This is a genomic window from Bythopirellula goksoeyrii (assembly GCF_008065115.1).
Classification (GTDB): Bacteria; Planctomycetota; Planctomycetia; order Pirellulales; family Lacipirellulaceae; genus Bythopirellula; species Bythopirellula goksoeyrii.
Genome location: NZ_CP042913.1, coordinates 3,737,765 through 3,761,448 on the forward strand (window position 1 = coordinate 3,737,765; position 23,684 = coordinate 3,761,448).

General features: G+C 49.6%; 21 protein-coding genes. 14 read left to right on the forward strand and 7 right to left on the reverse strand.

Annotated elements, in window-relative coordinates; translation table 11 throughout:
• Positions 1-26: 26 nt before the first annotated feature.
• From Pr1d_RS14820 to Pr1d_RS14840, 5 genes are all read right to left on the reverse strand, one after another.
• A complete protein-coding gene (locus Pr1d_RS14820; RefSeq protein WP_238476509.1) occupies positions 27-2,405 on the reverse strand; it encodes an efflux RND transporter periplasmic adaptor subunit in 2,379 nt (792 codons plus the stop codon).
• 207 nt (positions 2,406-2,612) lie between these two features.
• The gene (locus Pr1d_RS14825) at positions 2,613-4,220 is read right to left on the reverse strand and encodes a TolC family protein (RefSeq protein ID WP_148074251.1); all 1,608 of its coding nucleotides are present in this window, start codon (positions 4,218-4,220) and stop codon (positions 2,613-2,615) included.
• A 561-nt stretch (positions 4,221-4,781) separates the two neighbouring features.
• On the reverse strand, positions 4,782-5,081 hold the full coding sequence (locus Pr1d_RS14830; protein ID WP_148074252.1) for a hypothetical protein: 300 nt from the start codon (positions 5,079-5,081) through the stop codon (positions 4,782-4,784).
• Between the two features lie 211 nt (positions 5,082-5,292).
• A complete protein-coding gene (locus Pr1d_RS14835) occupies positions 5,293-6,129 on the reverse strand; it encodes an anti-sigma factor family protein (RefSeq protein WP_168205246.1) in 837 nt (278 codons plus the stop codon).
• Position 6,130: 1 nt separating this feature from the next.
• A complete protein-coding gene (locus tag Pr1d_RS14840) occupies positions 6,131-6,739 on the reverse strand; it encodes an RNA polymerase sigma factor (RefSeq protein ID WP_238476510.1) in 609 nt (202 codons plus the stop codon).
• A 405-nt stretch (positions 6,740-7,144) separates the two neighbouring features.
• On the opposite strand from Pr1d_RS14840, the gene Pr1d_RS14845 reads away from it, so the two are divergent.
• The 8 genes from Pr1d_RS14845 (at position 7,145) to Pr1d_RS14880 (ending at position 13,114) form a co-directional block, all read left to right on the forward strand.
• Positions 7,145-7,678, forward strand: a complete 534-nt coding sequence (locus Pr1d_RS14845; protein WP_148074254.1) for a hypothetical protein — start codon at positions 7,145-7,147, stop codon at positions 7,676-7,678.
• A gap of 353 nt (positions 7,679-8,031) precedes the next feature.
• Positions 8,032-8,682: a hypothetical protein gene (locus Pr1d_RS14850; RefSeq protein WP_148074255.1), complete on the forward strand. Its 651-nt coding sequence runs from the start codon at positions 8,032-8,034 to the stop codon at positions 8,680-8,682.
• Positions 8,683-8,989: 307 nt separating this feature from the next.
• Positions 8,990-9,652 carry a YHS domain-containing protein gene (locus Pr1d_RS26065; RefSeq protein WP_210417722.1) on the forward strand — a complete coding sequence of 221 codons (663 nt, stop codon included), beginning with the start codon at positions 8,990-8,992 and terminating at the stop codon, positions 9,650-9,652.
• A 156-nt stretch (positions 9,653-9,808) separates the two neighbouring features.
• Positions 9,809-10,405, forward strand: coding sequence for a hypothetical protein (locus Pr1d_RS14860; protein WP_148074256.1), 597 nt, complete (start codon positions 9,809-9,811; stop codon positions 10,403-10,405).
• Positions 10,406-10,503: 98 nt separating this feature from the next.
• Positions 10,504-11,475, forward strand: coding sequence for a periplasmic heavy metal sensor (locus Pr1d_RS14865; protein WP_148074257.1), 972 nt, complete (start codon positions 10,504-10,506; stop codon positions 11,473-11,475).
• A gap of 136 nt (positions 11,476-11,611) precedes the next feature.
• Complete coding sequence (locus Pr1d_RS14870; protein WP_148074258.1) at positions 11,612-11,902, forward strand: glycogen-binding domain-containing protein; 291 nt, start codon at positions 11,612-11,614, stop codon at positions 11,900-11,902.
• Positions 11,903-12,002: 100 nt separating this feature from the next.
• Positions 12,003-12,440 (forward strand): hypothetical protein, encoded by a 438-nt coding sequence (locus Pr1d_RS14875; protein WP_148074259.1) that lies wholly within the window; start codon positions 12,003-12,005, stop codon positions 12,438-12,440.
• A gap of 137 nt (positions 12,441-12,577) precedes the next feature.
• The gene (locus Pr1d_RS14880) at positions 12,578-13,114 is read left to right on the forward strand and encodes a YfcE family phosphodiesterase (protein ID WP_148074260.1); all 537 of its coding nucleotides are present in this window, start codon (positions 12,578-12,580) and stop codon (positions 13,112-13,114) included.
• Positions 13,115-13,248: 134 nt separating this feature from the next.
• On the opposite strand, the gene Pr1d_RS14885 is transcribed toward Pr1d_RS14880, so the two are convergent.
• Positions 13,249-14,004: a response regulator gene (locus Pr1d_RS14885; RefSeq protein WP_148074261.1), complete on the reverse strand. Its 756-nt coding sequence runs from the start codon at positions 14,002-14,004 to the stop codon at positions 13,249-13,251.
• Between the two features lie 1,038 nt (positions 14,005-15,042).
• On the opposite strand from Pr1d_RS14885, the gene Pr1d_RS14890 reads away from it, so the two are divergent.
• From Pr1d_RS14890 to Pr1d_RS14915, 6 genes are all read left to right on the forward strand, one after another.
• Positions 15,043-17,028 carry a 2Fe-2S iron-sulfur cluster-binding protein gene (locus Pr1d_RS14890; protein ID WP_148074262.1) on the forward strand — a complete coding sequence of 662 codons (1,986 nt, stop codon included), beginning with the start codon at positions 15,043-15,045 and terminating at the stop codon, positions 17,026-17,028.
• A 118-nt stretch (positions 17,029-17,146) separates the two neighbouring features.
• A complete protein-coding gene (locus tag Pr1d_RS26070; protein ID WP_148074263.1) occupies positions 17,147-17,362 on the forward strand; it encodes a hypothetical protein in 216 nt (71 codons plus the stop codon).
• Positions 17,349-17,663 (forward strand): DUF5676 family membrane protein, encoded by a 315-nt coding sequence (locus Pr1d_RS14900; RefSeq protein ID WP_148074264.1) that lies wholly within the window; start codon positions 17,349-17,351, stop codon positions 17,661-17,663. Before Pr1d_RS26070 ends, Pr1d_RS14900 begins: the two co-directional genes overlap by 14 nt.
• 73 nt (positions 17,664-17,736) lie before the next feature.
• Positions 17,737-18,507, forward strand: a complete 771-nt coding sequence (locus Pr1d_RS14905; protein WP_148074265.1) for a hypothetical protein — start codon at positions 17,737-17,739, stop codon at positions 18,505-18,507.
• Positions 18,504-19,286 carry a cytochrome c3 family protein gene (locus tag Pr1d_RS14910; protein ID WP_148074266.1) on the forward strand — a complete coding sequence of 261 codons (783 nt, stop codon included), beginning with the start codon at positions 18,504-18,506 and terminating at the stop codon, positions 19,284-19,286. The genes Pr1d_RS14905 and Pr1d_RS14910 overlap by 4 nt, the downstream gene beginning before the upstream one ends.
• A 129-nt stretch (positions 19,287-19,415) precedes the next feature.
• Positions 19,416-20,846 (forward strand): PP2C family protein-serine/threonine phosphatase, encoded by a 1,431-nt coding sequence (locus Pr1d_RS14915; protein WP_210417723.1) that lies wholly within the window; start codon positions 19,416-19,418, stop codon positions 20,844-20,846.
• Positions 20,847-22,197: 1,351 nt separating this feature from the next.
• On the opposite strand, the gene Pr1d_RS14920 is transcribed toward Pr1d_RS14915, so the two are convergent.
• On the reverse strand, positions 22,198-23,676 hold the full coding sequence (locus tag Pr1d_RS14920) for a TolC family protein (protein WP_148074268.1): 1,479 nt from the start codon (positions 23,674-23,676) through the stop codon (positions 22,198-22,200).
• Positions 23,677-23,684 lie beyond the last annotated feature (8 nt).

A 23,684-nucleotide genomic window follows, 5' to 3' on the forward strand; every position in this document is an offset into this window, starting at 1 on the left:
GCTTCGTCTCCTTAGGACGACATTGCTCATCCATGATCGTGTCCCGAGTCTTTTACAGTCAATGGCTCAACTCGGTCTGCACACTTGAGCATTGACCCTCCATAGTATGGATTGCGAACTGTCTCATCAGCCTGAATCCAACTGGCTCCTCGCCCGTCGAAGATCATCGGACAATGCAACTCAAAGAGTTGGTGAGCGCCCGCGAAGCCGAACGTACGTTGCAGCGAAAGCATTTGCTCCGATAGTAATGCAAATGCCGACCGCAGACCGTCCAGATCGTTCGCCTTTGCCAACTGTTCTGTAATCTTTATTAGGTCATTGTGCTCCGCCTTCCAGCGATTGTCCGTCGCACCTTCCAGCGATTGATTTTTGAGTGAACTAACGCTCTGCTCTAGACTTTCAACGGCCATCTTGGCTCCATTTGCATCGTCGGCAGCCAAGGCTTCACTGAGGGCCAGATAAGATGGAATGAGTTGGCTTAACTGCTGCCGAAAGGCATCGGGGACATCGAGTTTTATTTCTGCCATCTGATGACCGGTATCAAAGAGACCGAACATTTCCTGCAGACGTTCTGCATGTCGGTTCGTAATCTGAGTGACATGTTCCGCATCTTGCAAAGTTTGGACGTCGCCACCTTCAATGGAATCATTTCGTAAGAGCATGACGAACTCTTGTAATTGGTCCCCCATATCGCCTGGCAATTGCATTGCATTGACTGCTGCAATCAATTCACCAAGGGTTATGTATGACTCATGAATTCTATCCAAATCCTTCGACTTGACTGCTTGGGATATGGCTTCGACACTTTCCATCGTGTGAAATAGCTTCGTCTTGAGTTCCGGCGGCAAGGTCATCCCAGAGCCACCTGACATTTTCATCTCGTCGCCGTTACCTCCCGCCTTCGTTTCACCCCCATGATTGTGACCTCCTGCTGAACCGCCCCCTTCAGGCGTCATCATGGAAGGCTTGGCCGAGATCTGCAGCGCGCTATCCAGCTTGAAGTTGCCGTTTGTTACTACAAGCTCACCTTCTTTGAGTCCGGATTTAACCAGATAGTAATCGCCTGCGCGTGGGCCGAGGACGATTTCGCGGCCTTCGTAAGTCGGCTCTTCGGTGTTGGGAACCTGGACATACACAATTGCACGGGTTCCAGTTAATAACGCCGCAGAAACTGGGATTACCAAGGGTTTAGCTGTATCGCTCGGTTCAGCCGTCACATAGCCAAGTGTTTCCGCTCTCACTAAGGGCATTCCACAAATGTCACAGTTGCCCGGTTCATCTTTAACTATTTCTGGATGCATCGGACCGATCCACTTACCAGCCAACGAAGGATCGATTACACGACCACCCGCAGCGACCTTAGAGCGCACGATGGCACTCACAAACATTTCCGGTTTCAATCGCCCGTCTTCGTTCGGAACATTCACTCGCACCTTCACCGTCCGCGTCATTTCATTCAGCACGGGATCAATGAAAGCGATCCGACCCTTAAAAACTTCACCGGGGTAAGCTTCCGTCGTAAACTCGACTTCTTGTCCATAGCGTAGCCAAGCGAGATCGGACTCATAGGCGTCCATCTGCATCCATAATTGAGTTAGATCAGCCAAAGTATAGATTCGATCTCCTGTGTTAACGCGATCACCTTCCTGCCTCAGCTTAGCAATCACGATGCCACTCACCGGCGAATAAATCGTAATGTGATCGATCGGTTTCCCCCGCTGTTCGATCTCTTGAATCTGTTTCTCAGTGATGCCGAGAAGACGCAGTTTTTCACGTGCCGATTTAACGAGATCAATGGGAGCGCTAAAGCGATTTGAGTTTTGACTTTCAGATCGATATTTCAGTGCCTGAATTAGCTCTTCTTGTGCTGAGTAGAGTTCCTCGCTATATATCGAAACCATATGATCCCCTTTGTGGACCTCTACGCCTGTAAAATCAACGAAAAGGCGATCCAGTCGTCCCGATACCCATGCAGTGACGTAGGCTAAACGAGTTTCGTCGTATTCAATCTTGCCTACCATCCTCACGTTTGCCGTCACGTACTGACGTGCGACTGGGACCGTTTGCAAATTCATCAGCTTCTTTATTTCGGAACCAATCGAGATAGTACGAACCCCACCGGCAGATTTCTTGACGGGAACCAGGTCCATACCACAGATGGGGCACTTGCCGGGCTTATCGCTGCGTATTTGGGGATGCATCGAACAAGTCCACATGGTCGGGACCGAGGCCACTTCGGTGGTCAGCACATTACTTGTGCTGGTTTCACTTGGCGGTGTACTATCGAATATCCACGCAGCCGAAAACCCAATCACAAGAAGTAATACTCCCTGAATCACCCACAGTTTGAAGCGATGCTTGCCGTAGAAGGTATTCCACCAGCGCATTTGCGTTGTGTTATCCATAATTGACCTCTCTCATTGCAACAACTGACGACTGAAGGTAATTTACCACATCAATACTTTGGGGGTGGTTCGTTGACTACCACCATACTCGCGCGTGAGGTCACAAAATAAAAAGCGAAGAACCTCTTTACGACGTTTTCAACTCCAGCTGTAGAGATGCACAGATCAGTTTGAACCCTATCGTATTGTGTCATATCTTTCCATAAGTCAGCAACCGACTGTTCGTTCTATCTGAGCAATCGTACCGGCGAGGCTTGCCTTCGCGCGAGCAAGCTGAAGCCTGTGGGTTAACAATTCTTCATACACATCGACAACCCCAAAGAAATCGCCGCGCTCGGCACGATAATCTGCTGTAGCGAGTTCCAGATTCTGTTCTGTACGCGGAATCAGTGTCTGCTCATAAAGTGCTATTTGTTCGGCCAAGGCATCAGCCGCCGCAACGAGACGACGGAGCATACCCCGCAATTCATCCCACCCCGCCTCATATCGCGCAGCAGTGCTCTTAAACGTATGCTTCGCCTCCTCCCTGCCGGAATCGATTTTTTCTCGCCAGATTGGTAGCGTAATCGCCACATTAATTCCGAGACTGTCTCGGCCATTGGCGACGGGGCTTAAGGCATCATGGTCGTCGCTAATCTGTGCCCACATAAGACCAAATTCAAAGTCAGGATAGTTCTTGAGCCTCGCAAGCTTGCGACGGTCACGATCACGAGACTTTTCTGCAACAAGGCTCATAAGATTTGGATTACAGCGGTGGCTTGATTCAACTAGCTCATCCAGTGCTAGTGGAATACGCTGGGTGTTCGGCTCTTCCAACTTTGTAAATTGGAAATCTAAGGGATTTCTGACTAACGTGCCCAGATCAGCTTTCGCTTCCTCTTTACTCCGGCGGAGTGAGATAAGCTGATCTTCAAGTTTTTCAGTTTCCAGCTCGGCTCTTACGACGTCTTGCTGACTCCCACCTGCACGATAACGCGCTTCGGATACTTTAATAAGATTCCGTGCCAAAGCTTGATTTGCTTCGACAATACTTGTTGCCTCTTCATAAAGCCAAAGCTCGTAGTATGCAAGCTGCACAGCCTCTTTAATCTCCTGCACCGAATTGGCGAGCTCCGCCTCAGCCATTACTAATTCATGTGAGGCAATTGCCTCCTGAGTGTAAAGCTTGCCTGGCCACGGCACACCTTGCTTGAGCGATAACTGACTGCTAATGCGTCCACTTGCCGTCTGCGGCGATTGCTCACGAACGGGCCATAGACTATTGGCTAAAACGGGATCCGGTAATGCACGTGCCTGAGGAATTCGGTTGGCAGCAGCAGCCACGCGTTGTCGAGCAGCAATAATGCTAGGATGCGAGTCGATTGCGGCCGCAATTATTTCGTGAAGCACAAGCGGTGCGTCACTCTGGGTCGTATGAGCGAACACAACGTTAGCCGAACTTTTGGATTGTTCGAGAACGTGATCTGAGTCGCCTTCGGCTGACACTGTGGAGTTTGTTTCTTTGATCTGGATGACTTGTTTAGGAAGAAATGTTTCCGATAGGACAGTCCTCCCCTCACCCGACACAGCCGATAGAGTTCTTACATCGAATCTCTCCACCTCCGGGCCATTACTCTCAGGCAATCCAATTTCTCTCTGGGAGACGCAGCTTGCAGCACTGAGTAGAGCTAGGGTAAGAACAGTGACGACAAGTCGAACAAATAGTTTGTGCGTAACATGACTCACACCTGCGGTGGGGTACGCCAGGACACATGATCCCCAAGATAACGGAGTATTACCTGTGCTTTTGTGTGATCGAATCTGATGATCGGTCATGAACTCATCCTGACACAAAATTCACTACGCACCCAGTCAACTGAGTTTACGTAACAGCGGGGCTAGCGTTACAAAGGGGCCGCCAGTTCAAACACGAAACATGTTTTCCTCGCATGGCAAATGCCACATATCCATAACACAATATGCATTAGATTAGCCAGCCTCTCACAAAGTGGTATCCTTCTCCGAATTTGAACCGAATCGTATCTCATGTCAACTTCGCGAGAAAGTTCATTGTTCTTTGACTATACACTAGTCTCTTACGTTATTAGATGCTTCGGATGTGGCATTTCTTCATCCCAGTGGCCGAAAATTCTCGTCCTTGCTGCAGCCCTCGCTGTGATGTAGACATCCTTGCCGTTTAGGAGTGAACAGCTGCGAGATGGTTAATTAAACGTTTTTGACTCGGCGGACCACTACGTTCATTCTCAACGAAAATATGACGGTACAAAACTTTTCTTCTTGCGCTTAGATGCAAGCCTCGCATTCATAGATTACTCATCAACACGAGCAATAGGATGTTCTGTAATCAGAATGCTCTTTGTGGCATTTACAATAAAATTACTTTTGTCGCTCAGTGCTTAAACCTATGGCGTTCGTCACATCCACTTCATTCACAAGTCGTTGTACATATTTAATGTCTAAGAGCATTGTCTGGAGAATCTGCTTCAGGTGGAATGTTGCAACGCTTCCACGGAGCGTAAGCGTACCTTGGAAATAGTAGCAATAGACTTTGTTGAAATGGAAGGCATAGGGGCAATGACAAATGCGCTCTTTGATCGTCTTTTGAACTTCTCCAGTTACACTGAGGGTAACATCCGCATGGTCTCTCAGATCTGTAGCGCATTCGGATTGATTCATCGTTTCCTATCCACACAGGCTGTCGACAAGTCGTCTGTTTTGGGCATTCCAGCTCCTTGGTGCAGAGGTTTTCCACAAAACTGAGGAAAGGTTCGCTGAGAGGTGACTCTCCTTAAATCTGCAGTTTGCCTGTTCTATAGTGTTTGATGCTAGAACTTGCCCGTTTCTTCAGACGTGGTTTAGAAGAGGCTTCCGGGACCTAAGAAACATATCACCCTTTGACAGGAAATACTCCCTTAAAGTGAGCAATAAATTCCGTCACCTCGTCGAGATCCGTTGCCCCGATAATAGTGATGAATCGCTGACCCTCTTTCCAGGTAGCGGCAAGCCGGTTACCCATTTGAGTGACACTCGTAGGAATGTCATGACAAAGGCATTCAACCGTGGGTCTGTCACCAAACCAAACTGGTTGATCAATCGCGTGCTCGAAAATGGCAATTGATTGGCCCTCCTTGTTTTTGCATACAATTTGGGCGCAGGTGCAACAAGGCATGTCCAGCAAATATACTTGGTCCATTCTATATTCAGGTGGTAATTTGTTGGCTGCTACCGGTTCATAGCCGAGGACGTCTGTGACTTCCTGAAGTGTGCTTTGCCGGCCATTGTAGTTGGCCAAAAGAATCTGTTGTGCTTCCTCAGGCCGCTGCTCGAATTCCTCCAGGAAGTGAGAGAAATTCATGGCTAGATGATTATGTTCAGAATGCGAAGACCAATTGAGATACGCTAGAACTCCTATTCCAAAGGCGATTAGCAGTGAAGCAGCCAACACCAGTCGTTGTTGCGGAAGATAATCGGGCAGATGTCGTGCGATTCTTTTCCAAGACGTTGTTGGTGTATCGAGTTTCGACTGCAATTCTGCCCATAATTGCTCCGGCACCGGTGGATCAATTAGTCGTCTGGATAAGCCCGACAACCGCACGTAAGATGCCAGCTCTTCTGTACAGGTAGGGCACTTGGCCAGGTGAGCCGCAACTTGCGCAGCATCCTCTTGTGACAGCTCGCTGTCGTGATATGCGGAAAGTCGATCATAGACCTTAGAGCAATTCAAGTTATGGCTCCCAACCCAGTTGAGCAAGATGAAGTTTGAGTTCCTGACGAGCACGATTTAAGCGGGAGCCGACCGTTCCCTCAGGAATCTCTAGCGCATCCGCTATCTCTCGATACGACAACCCTTCCACTTCGCGGAGCAGAAAGGCAGATCTCAATTCTGGATCCAACTGCCCGAGCGCCCGCTCTAATAATTCTTTGTCATCCATATTCTCGCGGCTAGTTACAGAACGGTCCATCGGTTCCTGTTCCAGAGGCTCAAATTGCCGTCGCTTCCTCTTGCGAAGGTGCTGCAAGGCTTCGTTCACAGCCACTCGATACATCCAGGTGCCAATTTGGGATTTGCCAGAAAACTGGCTAATCTTACGAAACGCCTGAAGAAACACTTGCTGAGTGACATCTGCGGCATCCTGAATGCCTACCATACGGACCACCAAGCGATACACATTCTGATGCGTTACGTCGTAAAGGCGACGTTGCGCAATTGGATCACCTTGTTGGCAAGCATCCGCGACTGCTGTAGCTTCTTGCATATCAGCCCACGCGAGCATTCCTTCATCGCTTTTAGATGCGGAAAGAGGTTCAGTTCTTCGCGTGGTGGCAAATTTCATGAGGATTGTCTCCCGAAGTAAGGAAGTAAGGAAGACATAAGTTCTTACGTACCTGAAACCGTTCGTGGATCAATTGCTCCCGGATGAGCCCACTTCTCCTAGTTTACCCTCTGTGGAGGTAGGAAACAGGTGGCTTATGCTTTGGTTGGCTGATTGCCGAGAAAAACTGCTCCCTATCTGGTTTCTCCCGGCTTTTCGCCGCATTGAGAAGGCGGTTTTGGCAACTAGGTTTTTGTTTTTAGGCCGTGAAGAAATCGTATCGACTCCGCATCTAAGAGGGCATAAGCGGGTGAGTCCGTCAACCTGATGGAACTGACATACCGCCACCGAAACAATTGCTTGGATCGTGTAGTCCTTATAGTAAGGGCTTCAAAGGCCGAGCATATTTTGAGGAGAGTTAGTGCCATGTTACGTCAAAGAAGAATAGTAGTCAGCTTATTTACTTTGGTTGCCGTGCTGGCAGCCTCATCATCCGTATTTGCTCAGCGAGATCGGATTGAACAGCGCACACGCCCTACGGGTCAAATAGGGTCTTGGTCCAACCAGCGGGCATCGCGTAGCGTGCAACACGCTCGTAACTACTCGCGAGACATCTACCGCTATTCCCGAGACGCCAAATCCATGGAGCCAGCGGTAGCCAAATCCCAGTCCGAAGAATTGGGTAGAAACATTACCAAGGCACAGCAGGAATTGGTCACTGTCCAGAAGGAAGTCGGTAGCGACCCCGCTGCTGTCTCAGCATTGAAATCAATCAACGAGCACCTCGCAGCCGCAGTGAAGCATCATAAGATGCTTCACGAAGAATGCTGCAAGGACTCAGTGGATGGCTCAATCTGCATGAATTGCTGCAATACGATTATTCTGGAATTGGACAAAGCCCAGGCAGAGCACGATGCTCTAATGCGTTCGATGGAAATGAAAGAGAAACCCTCGAACTGATTCTTGCGACCGTACGCAGTCTGAAATGGTTACTAGTGACGTTGGACGCATCATCGACTCTCCATCTGGATGAGTCGATGTTGTCTAGTTGATTAGTTTTGCAGCGAGTCTGGTGCGACAAGTCTCTTTGGCCAAACGAATGCCCTAACTTCGTGGGTCCTCCTGGTATTGGTAGCAATTGACAAAATTCCCAGACAAATTCGATTTTGTGAGATGAAATTGTATTTGCCACGCATCTAATTTTACTACCTTTGTCTCCTTGATGTGCGAATGGTACTAGGTGAGTTTGCTCTCGCCTGCGTTCGCATCTCAATGACTTTGTCCCCCCCGTCCCAAAAAAAAGGATTTATGAAATGACAATTCTACGATCTCACTTAATGTTGACCCTGGCCATAGCGTTGTTTGTCAACGGTTTGGGTTCAAGTTCCCTCTTGGCCGACGATTCACCTAGCCATGGAACGTCTACCAATCACGATCACGACGCAATGAAGATGGAAAAGAAAATTACGGATGCACTTGCTTCCCTTTCGCCTGAGGATCGCAAGCAAGCTGAGGCACAACGGTTTTGTCCAATCATGCAGTACAGTCGGCTTGGTTCAATGGGCGCCCCGCTGAAAGTTACGGTTGCAGGACAGCAAGTTTTCGTGTGCTGCGAGGGATGTGTCGAAGACGCCATTGCAGGAGGCCAAGAGACTCTCAAGACTGCTCAGAAACTGACGGACGTCTCGGCTAATTTGGCGAAACTACCTGCCAATGAGCGGGCAGCAGCCGAGGCTCAGAAATTCTGTGCCGTTGCCAACAAGAACCTCCTCGGAGCGATGGGTGAGCCAGTCAAGTTGAAAATCAATGGCAAGCCAGTCTACCTATGCTGTAAAGGATGCACTGGCAAAGCACAAGCGAATCCAGCCGCCACGCTTGCTAAAGTTGAAGTGCTTAAGAAGGCCGGTATGAAAGCAGGCCACGATCACAGTGACCACAATCATGAACGCGATCATAACAACTGATCTCCTATAAGCACGCCGACTTGCTAGGCCACACCATGTGGTCTCGATGTCAAACGGATAAGCGACCCCAGTCCGGAACGGTAAAAGATATTTTCTTCGATTCCGGACTGGTCGCTTTGAGAATCGAAAGTCACGGCCATATTCGTTAATCGAGGAACCATCTCCAGTTTGAGGGTTGCCGATCAACTGAAAGCATTTACTCGAAAACCCAGCCAAGCATCGGTGTAGGTTGAAAATCCGCGCGAGCACAAGTCGATGCTTAGCACTGTTTGGCTGGCAGAGGCACGAACAGAATAGAAGAAGTATCATGCCAGACCTTACCACTTTCGCCAAGCACGTGCAGGATGTATTGAGCGACGCCTTTCGAGAACCGCATTGGACGCCAGAGGAATTAGAAAGGTATATGGCCGAAGTCGAATTGCGGCGAGTAGCCTTCGAAAACCTGGCCGATCAGCTAAACCAGACCGTCGTAAGACCTCGGCTGGAGATCCTAGCCAAGCAGTTTCCGAACACCGCGTTGCTGGAAGAGCAACAGTCACACCAGTCGAGTTGCACTTTCGAGTATTGCGACCGATTTCCCGCTTTCGCAACTATCGAATTCTCCATTGAACACGACATGCGATTTGAAACTCTATTCGTGCATTTGCGATGCCGCATTGTACCGGTGTTTGTGAAGTTTGTTGAGCAGGACAACCTGCCGTTGCCATCGGATTCAGTGGAGGAGGAAGAAGTGGCTGACTGGGTGGAAGAACGTCTCTTGGAATTTCTCGATACCTACATGCAACTCGATGCTGAGAGTGATTCAGAAGAGGAGCTGACAACAGATCCTGTTTGTGGAATGAAGATACTCCACTCTGCTGCCGCTGGGACTGAGTCTTACTACGGACATCCCTATTACTTTTGTTCCAAGGGCTGTTTGACAAAGTTTCAAGACGACCCAGAGCAATACGCTCAAATTAAGACAATTTAGCGAAACCATGTATGAGACTTGCCGAGTCTTTCCAACTTCAAGAATTAACCGTCTGGAAACGATCTCACAGGTGACAAATGGAAAAACAACATAACTTCTGAGCAGCCTAACCGTTGTGGGTGATCGACCCTGATGTAGCAACACCTAGAAAAATAAATGAATGACAGGATATATATTCAGAAATTACTGACTACTATTGTGATGGCTACCATGGTCTTTATGTCAACTAACACGCAAGGTCAAGGTACAGAATCGCAGGAGGCAATTATCAATGCGTATTCTGAAAACGTGCAAGTACGCTATGCCCGCGCAATTTTACGCTTAACTGAAGTGGAGTTGCAAATTGCGCTCACTGGAAATGAAAAGATTGCGAATTTGTATTCTGCCCGGACTGTAGAGCGACTTCGCAACAGTGTGGCCTATGCACAAGAGATGCTTCGTTACGAGACAGATCGTGGAGCGAATGACTCACACAAGCTGCATTTGCAAGAAGTTATGGGAGCGTTGGCACTGGCAGAGTCCGACCTGGCGGCTGCGGTGGCGGCTAATGAACAGACCCCCGGCTCCGTCAATGATTTGGAGATTATGAGGCTGCGTGCGGCTACTGAGGTAGCTCGGTTAGCCTTGGAAAAGGCTCGCGATCCTGACGTGACGGAATCCCCCATGGACCATCTACAGTGGCAATTAGACCGAATGCGTTTTGAACTTACACGCCTGTATGTGTTGTTAGATAAGGTCTCGACTCGAAACTAATTCGCTTCAATGGAAGCGTCACGGCTACCAACGTCCAAAACCAAAGGCATCAGTGGACGAGTGGCCAATCGGTTCATAAATATTGAGAGGACAAAGCAATGGAAACGTTTGCGAAAAACATCGGCATTTCCCGCACAATAGTTTACTTGGTCCTGAGCTTGCCCATAGTCGGCAATATGGAGACAACGAGCAATGCCAAGCAATCGGAAGAAGATCATCCATCTCACCAATCCCATTCTGCAAATGAGTCGTCATCGCCAGAGGATGATGCATCTCTTTTGGAGCAGTTTCAAAAACTACAAGGCAAGATTGCCGCCCTCGAAGCAGCCCTAAAGCAAAACCACCAGGCGACGTCACCTCCCGCCCAAGGTGGAATGTCGATGGGCAATATGCAAAACAATTCCGAGCCGAACATGGCGATGATGCAAAAGGGACAAATGGCAACGATGTCAGACAGACAGTCGATGCAATCAGGCCAAGGGATGGGCATGGGAAACATGGGCAAGGGAATGTCAGGAATGGACGCGGGAGGCATGGGTATGATGTCGGGCATGGGTTCGATGCAGTCCGGCCAAGGCATGGGTGGCATGGGTATGGGCGGCATGGGCATGATGGGAGGCGAAGGGATGGCAATGATGGGTCGCATGCCTGGGATGGGGCAGATGCAAATGCCTTCGGCTCTTCCCGGTTTTCCTGGTGCTTCGCACATCTACCATGTCGGGTCATCAAACTTTTTTCTCGACCACATGCAGCACATCGAACCGTCGCAAGACCAGCAAACTAAACTGAATCAAATCAAGCAACAGACCTTAATGAGTCAAGCCACCTACGACCGTTCGATTGCTGAGGCAGAGCAAGATTTGTGGGGGCTTACCAGCGCGGAATTTCCCAGTGCGGCGGAGATTGAGGCAAAAATCCGCGAGATTGAGAAACTGCAGAGTGACAAGCGGATCGCCTTCATCCGCGCCGTCGGAGAAGCGGCCCAAGTGCTATCAGACGAGCAACGACAAGCTTTGGTTGGGGTATTGCCGTTAGAACATACGACGACGGGCAACACTAACCAGCACTAAAGCAGAAACGGGTACGACTATTAAGGCGAAGAGCATCGAAGTCGTAATCGCGTTCTCCCACGCAGACTCCGGAAGAACGCGTATCGCGAAATGACTTGTTAATCACTTTCATTGGTACACGTAAGGAGCAAATCTGATGTCGAAAGTAAAAGCAAAACTAACTCAGTTCAGTTGCCATGCACCTGATGCCAGCGCGGTGTTTCTGGCTGGCACATTCAATGACTGGCAAACCGATGCGACTCCATTGGCAAACGTCGACCAAGGCAATTGGAAAGTGCAAATGGAGTTGGCACCTGGTCACTACGAATACAAGTTCTTTGTGGACGGCCAGTGGTGCTGCGAGCCGGGTTGTCAGCCCTTAGAGGCATGTCCGAAATGCGTATCGAATTCCTTCGGCACGATGAACCGATTCATGGACATCGAATAATTCTTCTTTTACACAACAGACCCTCAAAGAAGACACAAAGTACTCACGAATTTCAGTCAGACACGTATTCAACTCTTAACCAAGAGAAAAGGAGCTTCCGATGAAAAAGCCACTTACCAGCGTAGCCAGTCTCGGTTCGGTTCTTGCGATCTTATTGGCAGTGTCCTGGTCCGTTACGGTCCAAGGGGCGGATGAAGATCACGGTGCGAACTCAGGCCAGCATGTCATGCACATGAACCACATCTCGACTCAAGCGGAGGCCGAAGCCCTGAAGCCGGGCGATGCAATCGCTATGGCATGCAGCATGTGCAAACATGTAATGGTCCAGCATGTGACAAACGACAATTCACACGTCACACTGATGACCAAAGGCCAAAAGCACAAATGCGTTTGTGGCGGGACTGTCACTGTCATGGGCACTAGCAAAGGCCAAGGAAAGTATGAAGAAGTGAAACACGTCTGCTCGAAGTGTGGCGACGATGTGATGTTTGTCTGCGCGACACACTCTGATAACGACAAAAGTAATCATCAGCACTAGTTTTACAAGAGAGACCGCCTTGTCGTAAGACCTTAGATTGCAACACCCTGCGTTACTGTATAAGCTAGTGTTGCTTTTGCCAGCCAAGGTGTGTGCGGAACTATGCGAAAAGGTCTTTCACAATTGAGAGTAAAGTCATGCGCATTGGCATTTTTGCCGACAGTCACGATCACTTGGACAATATCCGGCGGGCCGTCGATGTTTTCAATGAGAATGGCTGCGAACTGGTTGTGTTTGCGGGGGATCTTGTCTCGACGATTGCGATACCTCCTCTTCGGGCTTTGCGTTGCCCACTTGTCGGCTGTTTTGGAGACAATGAAGGAAACCGCATAGGCATTCGGGGTGGCATGCGCATCATCGGTCCTCTGGCGGAACCTCCTTTTGGTTTTCGTGCCCCAGACGGAACCCGAATTGTTGTGACACACCAACGAGAACTACTTCGCGGTCAGATAGAAGGTTGCGAAGTTGCTATTTTCGGCCACACGCATCGTGCCTCGATTCAAAAAGATTGCGCCGGAAGACTGATTGTCAATCCAGGTGAAACGAGCGGTTGGATCTTCGGACAACCATCGGTCACCATCTTGGAAACACAACCACTTCAAGCCAAACTGGTTTTGCTGCAAAACGACACCAAGACACATGGAGAAGATGTGCTACTCCTTTCGGATAGGTGACGCTATAGAGTGAGTTCAGCAAGTGATGGTGTGATACTCCTTATCATGCCAAACTAAAGGACGAGCAATTCAAAGAAAAAGCGGTTGTGGACAGCGTCGTCCAAGACGTTGCCCACAACCATCTAGACAATGCCTTACGCAGCGGCCATTCTTCGCATATCATTACTCTCGCTGTTAGGCTCGCACCATTCGCTCATTAGCTCGACGATTGTTTCCGACAGGCTGAATAAGTCGCCTTGGTAGTCTAGCAACTCATCGACATTCAAGAAGTTGACCAAGCCAAGATCGTATCCAGAGGATTCTGTCTGGTAGAGCCAAATGCGAGTGCCTCGATCGACGAACCGGAGTTTGGCAGCGAGTAGCCAGCCGGTTTGGTCGGGGAGATCGACATTAGCAACTACCAAGACCGGCGTATCCTTCCCGCATAGCTTAAGAGCTTCGGTTGCCGACTTGGCTCGGACAACGCGTACCCCATGCTCGGCCATATCGGTCGCGAGCCGTGCGAATACTTCGTCCCGAGGCTCAACCAGAACCGCCGTAGGCAGCAGCTCTGCTTCGGTTTCCTCTGCTTCGAGTGTGGAGAGGTAAAAATCTTCAGCCAATCCAAAATTGTCCGGCACAGAAACCGACGTAGATGGCTCCTGGCAGCAACGATTTCCTAATAGCGTCGATGTACCACTCGTGGCGCACAACAACTGTTCTACCCGCCCCAGCAAGTCCGTGCCATCTCGATTAGCGGTAGACAACAATCCGTCATCGGTTTCATATACGAAGAACTCTCCACGGCAGTGACCGCATGCGATCTCGTGATTGATTAACTGCGATTGCAATTCCAGGGGACGACCACAAATCGGACAATCGACAACATGATGGGTATTCTGCAGAATCATGACTCTCTCCTTCTAAACGTACCGCTCGCGCGGAATCGGTTAAATAACTGAAAACTCTCAAAGAAAAAACAGGGGACGCGGAATCCAACAAGAATTCCTAACGTCCGGCGACAACGATCATTCTGCAACTACATTGAGCAGCAGACCCGCGTCGGATGAGAGAGCCTCAAATTTGATAACGACATAGAAGGACGCAGCGCTGAGATCCGCTGGTCAAAATATCGATAGCCGAATGTGGATACCATTTGCGAGAAGAGTGACCAACTGAGTTAAACGAGATTGGTGAGACCTCGGCAAACGTCCACGCATCGGTCACCGAGGTAGTGTCCGTCGTAGGGGCGACAGCGGTTGGGATCTTCAAGCCGCAAAGTCCTGCAGGACACCGGCACGGCTTGGACCCGGAATGACCAGCGCAGCAAGATTGGCAATCAGTACTGCAGCAAGCCCCCTGAACCTGTGAATAGCAACTAATTTGTGATCCGACTGAGACATGCCTTCCAGCAACACTACTGCCGTGACAGCAACAGGTTGCCGCCAGCGTTTGCTCCACCGGCAGCAATAAGACTGCCAGTAGAGTCAAGGACTTCGAGATATTAAGTGTCAGTTGGTTCATCGTTGCATTGTTGATTAGGCCGTGCGGCAATTGACCGCAGGATTTGTCCATTCCTAATCATCGACCAGTTTGAACGGACTTATTAACGGAATATTTGCTTTTCTGCTCAGCACCTTTTCGTAACGTATCGCTAAATCCGAGCGAGGGTCAAGGCCGGTTGATGACCAATTCTTGACTTAGAGCCCGTGTAGCAACGCCTCAATAAAAAGAAGTTGTTTTGGGCACTTTTCCGCATAGAAAGAAGCCATCTCGTGAAGAAATCGGTCAGGCCATGCATCTAAATCTAGGCAGCTACTATTTATACCGCTACACCGCACGCTAGCGGAACGTTCAATGATACATCACAGCTCAAACAAAATTATACGGATGATCTTAGTACGCGAGATAAGCCTGCTAAGTTTACTAAAATTGACGTGCAGCCACTTATGATATTTAAGACAGCTATCATTGTGTTGCTTGCCGCTAGCTTGGCGTCTTCTAGCAACGCTCAAATCTCCCCCGAAGAACACGCAAGTCATCACCCTGGTCAATCCCAAGGAGGTGAGCCGCCTGATGCTCAGAGCAGTGGAACACCAAATCCTGGTCCCGCAGGTGGAATGGGCGGCCCAGGTGGGATGATGGGTGGTGGCATGGGCGGAATGATGGAGGGCATGATGGAGAAGATGGGTGCGCCCAAGCCCAAGCAGATCTATCCCCAGCTAATGGCGTTGCCCGATTTGCCGATGGAACAGCGGGCTGCCATCGAGCAGGAAGCACACCTGCGAATGATCGAAGGCACAAAACTTCTAGCTCAGGGACTTGACGAGCTGACTCGTGCAGCGCCGACGAACCACTTCGATGCGATGCAATCGGCCACCGCCAAAATGCGCGAGGGCCTGGCACAGTTTGAAAGTGGTCTGGCTGCCCATCGAGCGATAGCCGAAGGGAAAGCACCGCAAAACGTGGCTCTGCAATGGTTTAAGCGTGAAATGAACCTGCTTCCACCACCGGGTACGCAACACACTGGCTTTCGGCTGTGGGGTATGACACTTTTTCACACCCTGCTGATGGTGGTGTTAGTTCTCTTCGCCGTTGCCATGATTGCCATGTATTTTTTCAAAATGCGCCGTGCATCGGCGTTACTGGAGAAGCTGGCCATGGCTGAAACAGCCAATGGACCTGCAACGGAGATGGCTTTGCCAGCTAACAGCCCGCCGTCAAATGCATCGACGGCCTCCAGCTCTTCAACAAATGCGAAAGATGCTGCTAAATCGTCTGCGGCGATGGCCGCCGATTGTTGCGATAATTCGGAAGAGACTTGTCCCAGCAACGAGAAAGCAACAGATCGATCAGATATTTCGGAAGGCCTGCTGCCAATCCGCAAGAAGAAACTTTGTCGGTTACGGGTTGCCCGCATCGACCAGGAAACGCCCGACGTAAAAACTTTTCGGCTTGTCGCTTGTCATGGTGGCGGCATCCCTTTCAGCTATCTTCCCGGTCAGTTTCTCACCTTGAAACTACCTGTCGGCGAGAAACCGATCCGAAGGAGCTACACCATCTCTTCGTCACCAACACAAGGATACTATTGTGAAATTACGGTCAAGCGAGAGGAGTATGGCACTGGCTCGCGTTTTCTTCATGATCAGGTCAAGGTGGGTGACACTCTCGAAGTGCAAGCGCCAAGTGGAAAATTCGTATTCACGGGTAAAGAATCGGAAGACATTGTCTTGATCGGCGGTGGCGTGGGTATCACACCGATGATGAGCGTGACCCGCGCCCTAACAGACATGGCATGGAACGGCGACATCTACTTTATCGTGGCCTGCCATGATCCTGAGCATTTCATCTTTGAATCTAAGCTAAGAAGGCTTCAGGAACGGCACGATAATCTACATATCTTTGTCGCAATGAGTCGCATCAAAGAAGACATCAATGGCTATCGCAAAGCTCGTCTCTCGCGAGAACTGCTAACCGAATGGGTCCCTTCCATCGCGGCCAAACGGATCCACATCTGTGGACCTCCAGCAATGATGGATGCGGTCAAGGAAATGCTAATGGAACTCGATGTGCCGCCAGAGAACATCCATAGCGAGAACTTTGGTGGCGAGCAAAAGCCACGTGTGCGAGCTGAGCAACGGGCGAAAATTGCCGAGACGGACATCGCGGAGACCGGCGGTACGGTTACTTTCAGTAAGTCAGCCAAGTCGACGGAGTTCCAGCCGGATGAGACCATCTTGGAGGCATCCGAACGAGTCGGCGTTGACATCGACTATTCATGCCGAATCGGAACATGCGGGGTTTGTATTGTCAAACTTCTGTCAGGAAAAGTATCGATGGAAGTCGAGGACGGACTAGAGCCAGAAGAAAAGAAATTGGGAATGATTCTTTCGTGTCAAGCGAAGTCCACAGGCAGCGTGGCCGTGGAGGCGTGACATGCGGGAGGGTGAACGGCTGATATTGAACTGCTAAGAACGTAGAACATGAATCAGTATTGGAACGGCTAGAATGCACGGATTGATCGTTTCCTTAACCTAGATCGAGGTGAAATGAATGAATCACACAATGCGAATGTTGCTGGGCTGCATAATCCCGCTATTGCTTCTTTTCTTGTTGCCACTATTCGGTCTAGGTGAGGGAGTATCTTTGTATGTTGCCATCGTACTAATGTTTGCCTGTCATTTGTTCATGGTCGGTGGTGACCATCGGCGAAACGTCCACAAGAACAACCACAAGTCAAATCAAGGAGATCATCATGCAAACCATTAGCATCAAGCAACTTGGTTTTGCTCTCGGAGCTACTGCCGCACTCCTGTATTTCGGCTGTGTCTTTGTCATGCTGACTGTCCCCCATGACATGACCATTCGCTTTTTCAACAGTCTCTTGCACGGCTGGGATGTTACCTCCATTATGCGTTGGGACATGCCGTGGTGGGAGGCAATCACCGGCGTGCTGGAAACCTTTATCTTGGCCTGGCTGGTTGGAGCCGTTGTGGCTCTCTTTTACAACTTGGGAAACAATTCACGACACTGTGAGACATCTGCTCGCACATCAGAGGTAAACCAATGAGTCAACAGCAGCAAGGGTCTCCCCCACATTGTTGATTTCACTTGTATCAACAGCTTCTATGTGAGTAATGTTTATGAAGGAACGCGAGCGAATCTTGGTCACTGCCTTGGTGGTATTGATGCTCATCACCTGGCTCGGATTTCCGTTTCATGAGTCACCGCGATTCGCAGGAAGCTTGTGGGGCGGTGTGTTCGGTGTGACAGGCGCGCTGCTCATGCTTGCTCCGCTTGCTTACATGATCGTCAAACGCGTCAAGCCGCTCAAGCAATACACCACGAAGTTTGTCTCGAAGCGAACATTACTGGCGTGGCATATTTACGCAGGAGTACTTGGGCCGATCCTGGTTGTAATCCATAGTGGACACAAATACGAAAGCCCGTTAGGGATCGCCTTGACGGCCATGACACTGCTAGTCGTGTTAAGCGGGTTTGTGGGACGCTATTTGATGCAGCAATTCTCTCAAGAGATCCGCGAGAAAAAAACGCTGCTCGATGGGTTAAAAGCCATCTACGACCAGATCAGAACAAAGTTAGTCACCCAGCACCAACCGGCTCTGGCCATTCAACCGTTTACCGGTTTCTTTTCACGTCTCACAGCGAGTTTTTTTCTGAGCGAGAATAGCGCGGACTTCTCCAGCTCTGCTGAGACTCCATCGCCCCGCGAGATGGTGCGGCTGGCAGAATCGATTGCCGATGTCGAATACGCAATCGACACCCATGGAAAATTCAAAACTTGGTTCGGAAAATGGCTCAAGTTTCACATTGTCATATCGTTCATACTATACGGCCTACTGATACTACATGTCTGGACAGCGATTCACTTCGGGCTGAGGTGGGTTAGATGAGCCTCAAATGGACACTCATCGGTATACCTGTCAGTGCTGGCGTAATCCTAGCCTTCTGGTTAGCCACACCGGGAGAATCCACTTTCAAGCAACCGGCTGCCTGGCAACGAATGGCCGAGCCGGGTGCGCTATCGGCTGCTCACGCACATCTAGAAAGCAATTGTGCAGCATGTCACACATCCGTCAAAGGAGTTGAGACTGCCAATTGCATCATTTGTCATGCCAACAATGAATCGATACTACAACGACAGCCGACCTCTTTTCATGCCAATATCAACAGTTGCGTGGAGTGTCATCTGGAGCATCAGGGCAGAGCGAGCCGTCCTACAAAGATGGATCACTCCGTATTGGCAGAGATCGGTTTGCGTCAACTGAAGGACGACGCTGATAGTCAGATCGAGTTGCTGCGCCTCCAATTTATCATTGGCATATACCACGGTTCATCCCCTCATGCCCTCATCACGTCCGAGGAAGCGGTACTGGACTGCGCGACTTGCCACTCTAATGACGACCGCCATTTCCAACTGTTTGGACAAGACTGCGCCCAGTGTCACGCCACGGATCGCTGGACCATCCCCGAATTCAGGCATCCATCTCCTAACTCACTGGACTGCGCCCAATGCCATCAAGCACCTCCCAGCCATTACATGATGCACTTCAAGATGATCTCGGCTCGTGTAGCTGGCAAGCCGCATGCTCGCGTCGATCAATGTTTTCAATGCCACCAAACCACGTCGTGGAACGACATTCTGGGGGCAGGCTGGTATAAGCACCACTGATACTTAAGCAATCATCTCGGAAAACAGTCCATTTGTATCCTGTTCACAGTAGCAAAAGGTTTTTGACTGATGTTGAAGAGCAATGCTTTCGCAAGCCAAACTGACTCTTACAAGTCTTCGCAATCAAAGGTGTTTAGTAGGTCGATTCGCACTCAATTACTTTTCGCCGTCAACCTACCTCTCGTGGTGCTGGTCACGGTTTTTCTCGTGTACGATTACAACCGCATGATGGGCGAACGAGTTATAGATATGCACCTAGCACTGGAGGAAGAAGCTAAAACTTTGCTTCCGGCCATTACCCGACTAAGTAAAGGCGGCACGCATGACGTACAACAATACATCGACAGCGTATGCGAACAAATGCAAACCGAGAAGTCACCCGGGCATCATATTGCTGTTCAGACTCCATCTGAAACTCTTCAGGCGACTTCGCACGGACGCGAATCGCCGGAAATGCTGGCCGCCCTTCATCGTGCGGGCGATTCATCCACCGGTAGAGCATCGATCAGCAATCAGGAGTTCGTTGTGGGCACCGCCAAGTCGAACAAATTCATTGTTTACGTTGCTGAGAGGCTCTCAAATGTCAAGCACCGGGTCCGCCAAGCAGCAATAAGACGGCTGAGTGGGATACTCATTGCTTTTGTCAGTGTGGCCCTGCTTGTCAACATACTACTATTGCGGGCCGTAACACATCCTGTCCAGAAACTTGTAGCAACAGTTCAGCAGATTGGTAGAGGCTTGTTCGATGTGAAGTTTGATTCTTTCAATAATGCCGAAATGGACTACCTTGCAACTGAGATAAACACTATGAGTCAATCGCTAGCCTCAGCCGACCGAAACCGTAAAATGCAAATGGCAAAAGCGAGAGAGATTCAACAAAACCTTTTGCCGAAGAACATTTCCAGTGTAAGCTTGCGCATCGCACAGCTGTTTGAGCCTGCCGAGGATATCGGAGGTGACTTTTACGATATTCTCTCGCTGCACGATGGGTCATGGCTAATCTGCGTGGCTGATGTTACAGGACACGGAATTCCAGCCGCAATGAGTGCGGCAATGCTCAAGACCGTCTTGTTGCAAGCTGTGGAAACACAGGTATCACCCGCCACATTGCTCGACGTCGTTAATCGACGATTTGTAGCAGTCAGTCTTATGGAAGACTTTGTCTCGATGACTCTTATTCGAGTTGAGCCGAGTGTGGGGCAATTTCAATATGCAAGTGCTGGACACGAACCTGCGTGGCTGGCATCATCCGAAGGAGTTCTGCAAGAATTGACATCGACGGGACTACTAGTTGGAATCGATGAATATGCCACCTGGGAAGAAGTAGATTTCTTAGCATCAACAGGTACTCGTTTGTTACTCGTTACCGATGGATTGAGCGAGACGTTTAATTCACAAGGAGAAATGTTCGGTCGTGCAAGAATTGCTCAATTGTTCAATGAAAGTCGAAAACTCACAATCGAACAGACGATTCAACGGATCGACGAAGCAGTGAGGGATTTCCGTGGCATAGCATCTCAACAAGATGATGTGACGGTCGTACTGGTCGAGATGTCATGAGAGTCGGACAATAGCATCAAATGGAGGATCAAACAAGCATGGGAACTTCTGACTCTTCAAATCCTCAGATGCATGATGGCTGCGGCAGTCACCATGAGAAGAACAGCCTCTCTTACTTAGGTGGCGATTAGCTTTTCCTTCGATAATCGATGGAAATGGCACGATATCCCAACTTGTGTCTAAGTAGGACTGCACCACGGGTGACAAATACCCTGACTCAACAAGGATAGGTTGCTGCTTATTGCTGCTCGTTTCCAAATACTTGGCCACCGCTTCGAGATCTTCATTTCGATACTTGTCCAAATAATTCCGCTGAAGGATTGAAGTCGAAAAACACAATCCTACCAGGAAGAAAGTTGCCAATTGGAGCCTTCAATTATCGATAGCCCGTATCGCGATTGCTACTAAAACATAAAGGGGTACAGCCGACCAAGCAATGTGTCTGACATTAAATCCAAAACTGGCCACCGAACTCAAGCCTCCCACGAGTAGGACGGGCAAAACCGATAAGATACTTAACCTGAAACTGGCGGGAATCGACTTTCAGAGAATACAATTTGGTGAAAAGAACCCTCTGAAGTCCTCAATTCGAAAAGTTCATCTCCTGTCAACGATTGACTATCGACAAGTGACAGACGGATCAATCCGCCGACAAATACAATCAACATCAACCAACGTAATTCCCTATCAATACTCCTCATATTCGTTCGTTGGTCTTACGTTCAAAACGGGAGATGCATAAAAATAAAGCCATACGAGTAGGCTTCACTTCGCATGCTGAATGCTTCTATTGTAGCTGGGATGATTCGCGACTTGCTACAATAAACTCCACTTTAGTCACCTTTGCACGAAAAGTGTTAAGTTTTGACGAAAACTAACCCATATCGGTTCCAAAGCTGCAAAGCCTTTAGGACACGATTTTGTCGATGATTCGTGGGATGGGACAGCACGAGTCGCCAATACAGAATGTGCCAAATGGGTACGAAACGAATGGCTTCTTTTTCATTGAATAGTCGGCGAGAGTCTCACCATTGGCTTCAATCTGTTGTTGTATCGTCGTTTGATTGAATCACTTCTTGAGAAACAATGTGTGCCGTATTCACGAGGTACTTCGATGCAGCACACGAGTGACATTTACAGCCATCGTAGTGGCGGTAGGGCAGCGGACAAGGCGCACAATACCTACATGGCACGTGGCAGCCAGGGTAATAATGATATGCGGGTGCGCAGCCTAAGTTCATTAAAATGGCTAGTAATACCAAGGCTGCAAGTAAATTGACGAATTTCACTGTCCGGCCCCCCGGGAGTTGTTTCTTAATACAGGAGTTAGTTATTTGACTTGTCGTGTTTGTTATGGCGGTGGCAGGCGGATTGTTTCCAAGGAGGGATCAATTTCCTCTGGAACTTGCTTTTGCTCTAGGTTGGGTGCTGGTAGATCGGGAACGGCAATATTCTCCATGGTCGCAGGAAGTTGACCACCAATAACCCGTTCCAGTTCGGCGAGCGTCTGGCGTAACGATGCTTCGAGTCGAAAATAGCTAAGTTCAAATCGTAACAACTCTCGGAAGTTGTCAATCAATTGCAGAAAATCCACTTGACCTACGGAGTACGCACTACTGGAAACCTCATACGTTTGTCTTGATTTGGGCAATATGTCTTCTCGCAATAGCATTAGCATGTCTTGTTGGCTCTGTGCTTGGGCAAACAGGTCGGCCACTTGTTCTAGTGTCCCATCTTTTAGTGCGTCGTATTCACGTGCTGTCGCAACAGCTTGGGCTTCAATCGATTTCACAGAGGAATCAATTCGCTTACGGTAAAGAGGAACATTGATTCCCGCTGTGATCAGCACTGCATCATCTCCGTTCCTGATGGGACTGATTCCAGAATTGGATACATCAATCCAGGTCGCTCCCAAAGTAAGGTCCGGAACGTAATCGAGTCGGGCCAATTGCGCTTTTTGGCGATCACGCGAAAGTGCGGCCAATTGGGCATGTAGTTCTGGTCGAGCGGTGACAGCCCGTTCTTCGAGGCGAGCCAAATCGTCTGGTGCCTGTTCGGGCGAAAGTTTGTCAACAGCACGTAGTTTCGTTTGTGGCGAGACATGCAGTACACGGGCAAGTCTCGCTTGGGCACTGGCGAGCTGTTGCCGAAATCGGATCAATTCATTGTCCGTATTAGAAAGCTCCACTTCAGCACGAAGTACATCCTGTTGGCTGGTGAGCGTAGCCTTGTAGCGAGCGTTCGCAGCATCACGGATTCTTGCCAATTCTTGCTGCTCGATTTTGGTTACGTCGATAGCTTGCTGGATAAAATACAGTTCATAGTACGCATTGCGCACCTTCTGGATTGTTGCCAATTCGACGGCTGCCAGTTGGGCACGAGCCACGTTCGTGTGAGATTCGGCAGCGCTGGAAGCAGTCTGCAACTTCTTATAGAAAGGCAACTTCTGGCTGAGGGAGAGCGAGAGTTCCTGGTTTCCGGCCGCAGTTTGCACAGGCGCAGGGAACGAAGTGACCCCCAGCATAGGGTCTGGCAGGCTCGCTGCCACGGGGACCTGATGGGCCGCCGCGTCGATCCGCTTTCGAGCCGCTTGCACTTCTGGATTCTGGTCGAGGGCAATTTGTATAAGCCAATCGACTTCTTGTGGTCCTTCCAAGTCGGGCGCGATAGGAGCGACCGCCATAGCTGCAGGTACAGGGGAATAGTTCGCCTGCTGAACAGATTGAATGACCTGTGCATACTCACGATCACGCATCTGACGCGTAGAGCGACACCCGCACGTGGCGAGACACGCGACAACAAATAGCAGTATTGTTCGACGATCGGCCATCCTTGGCC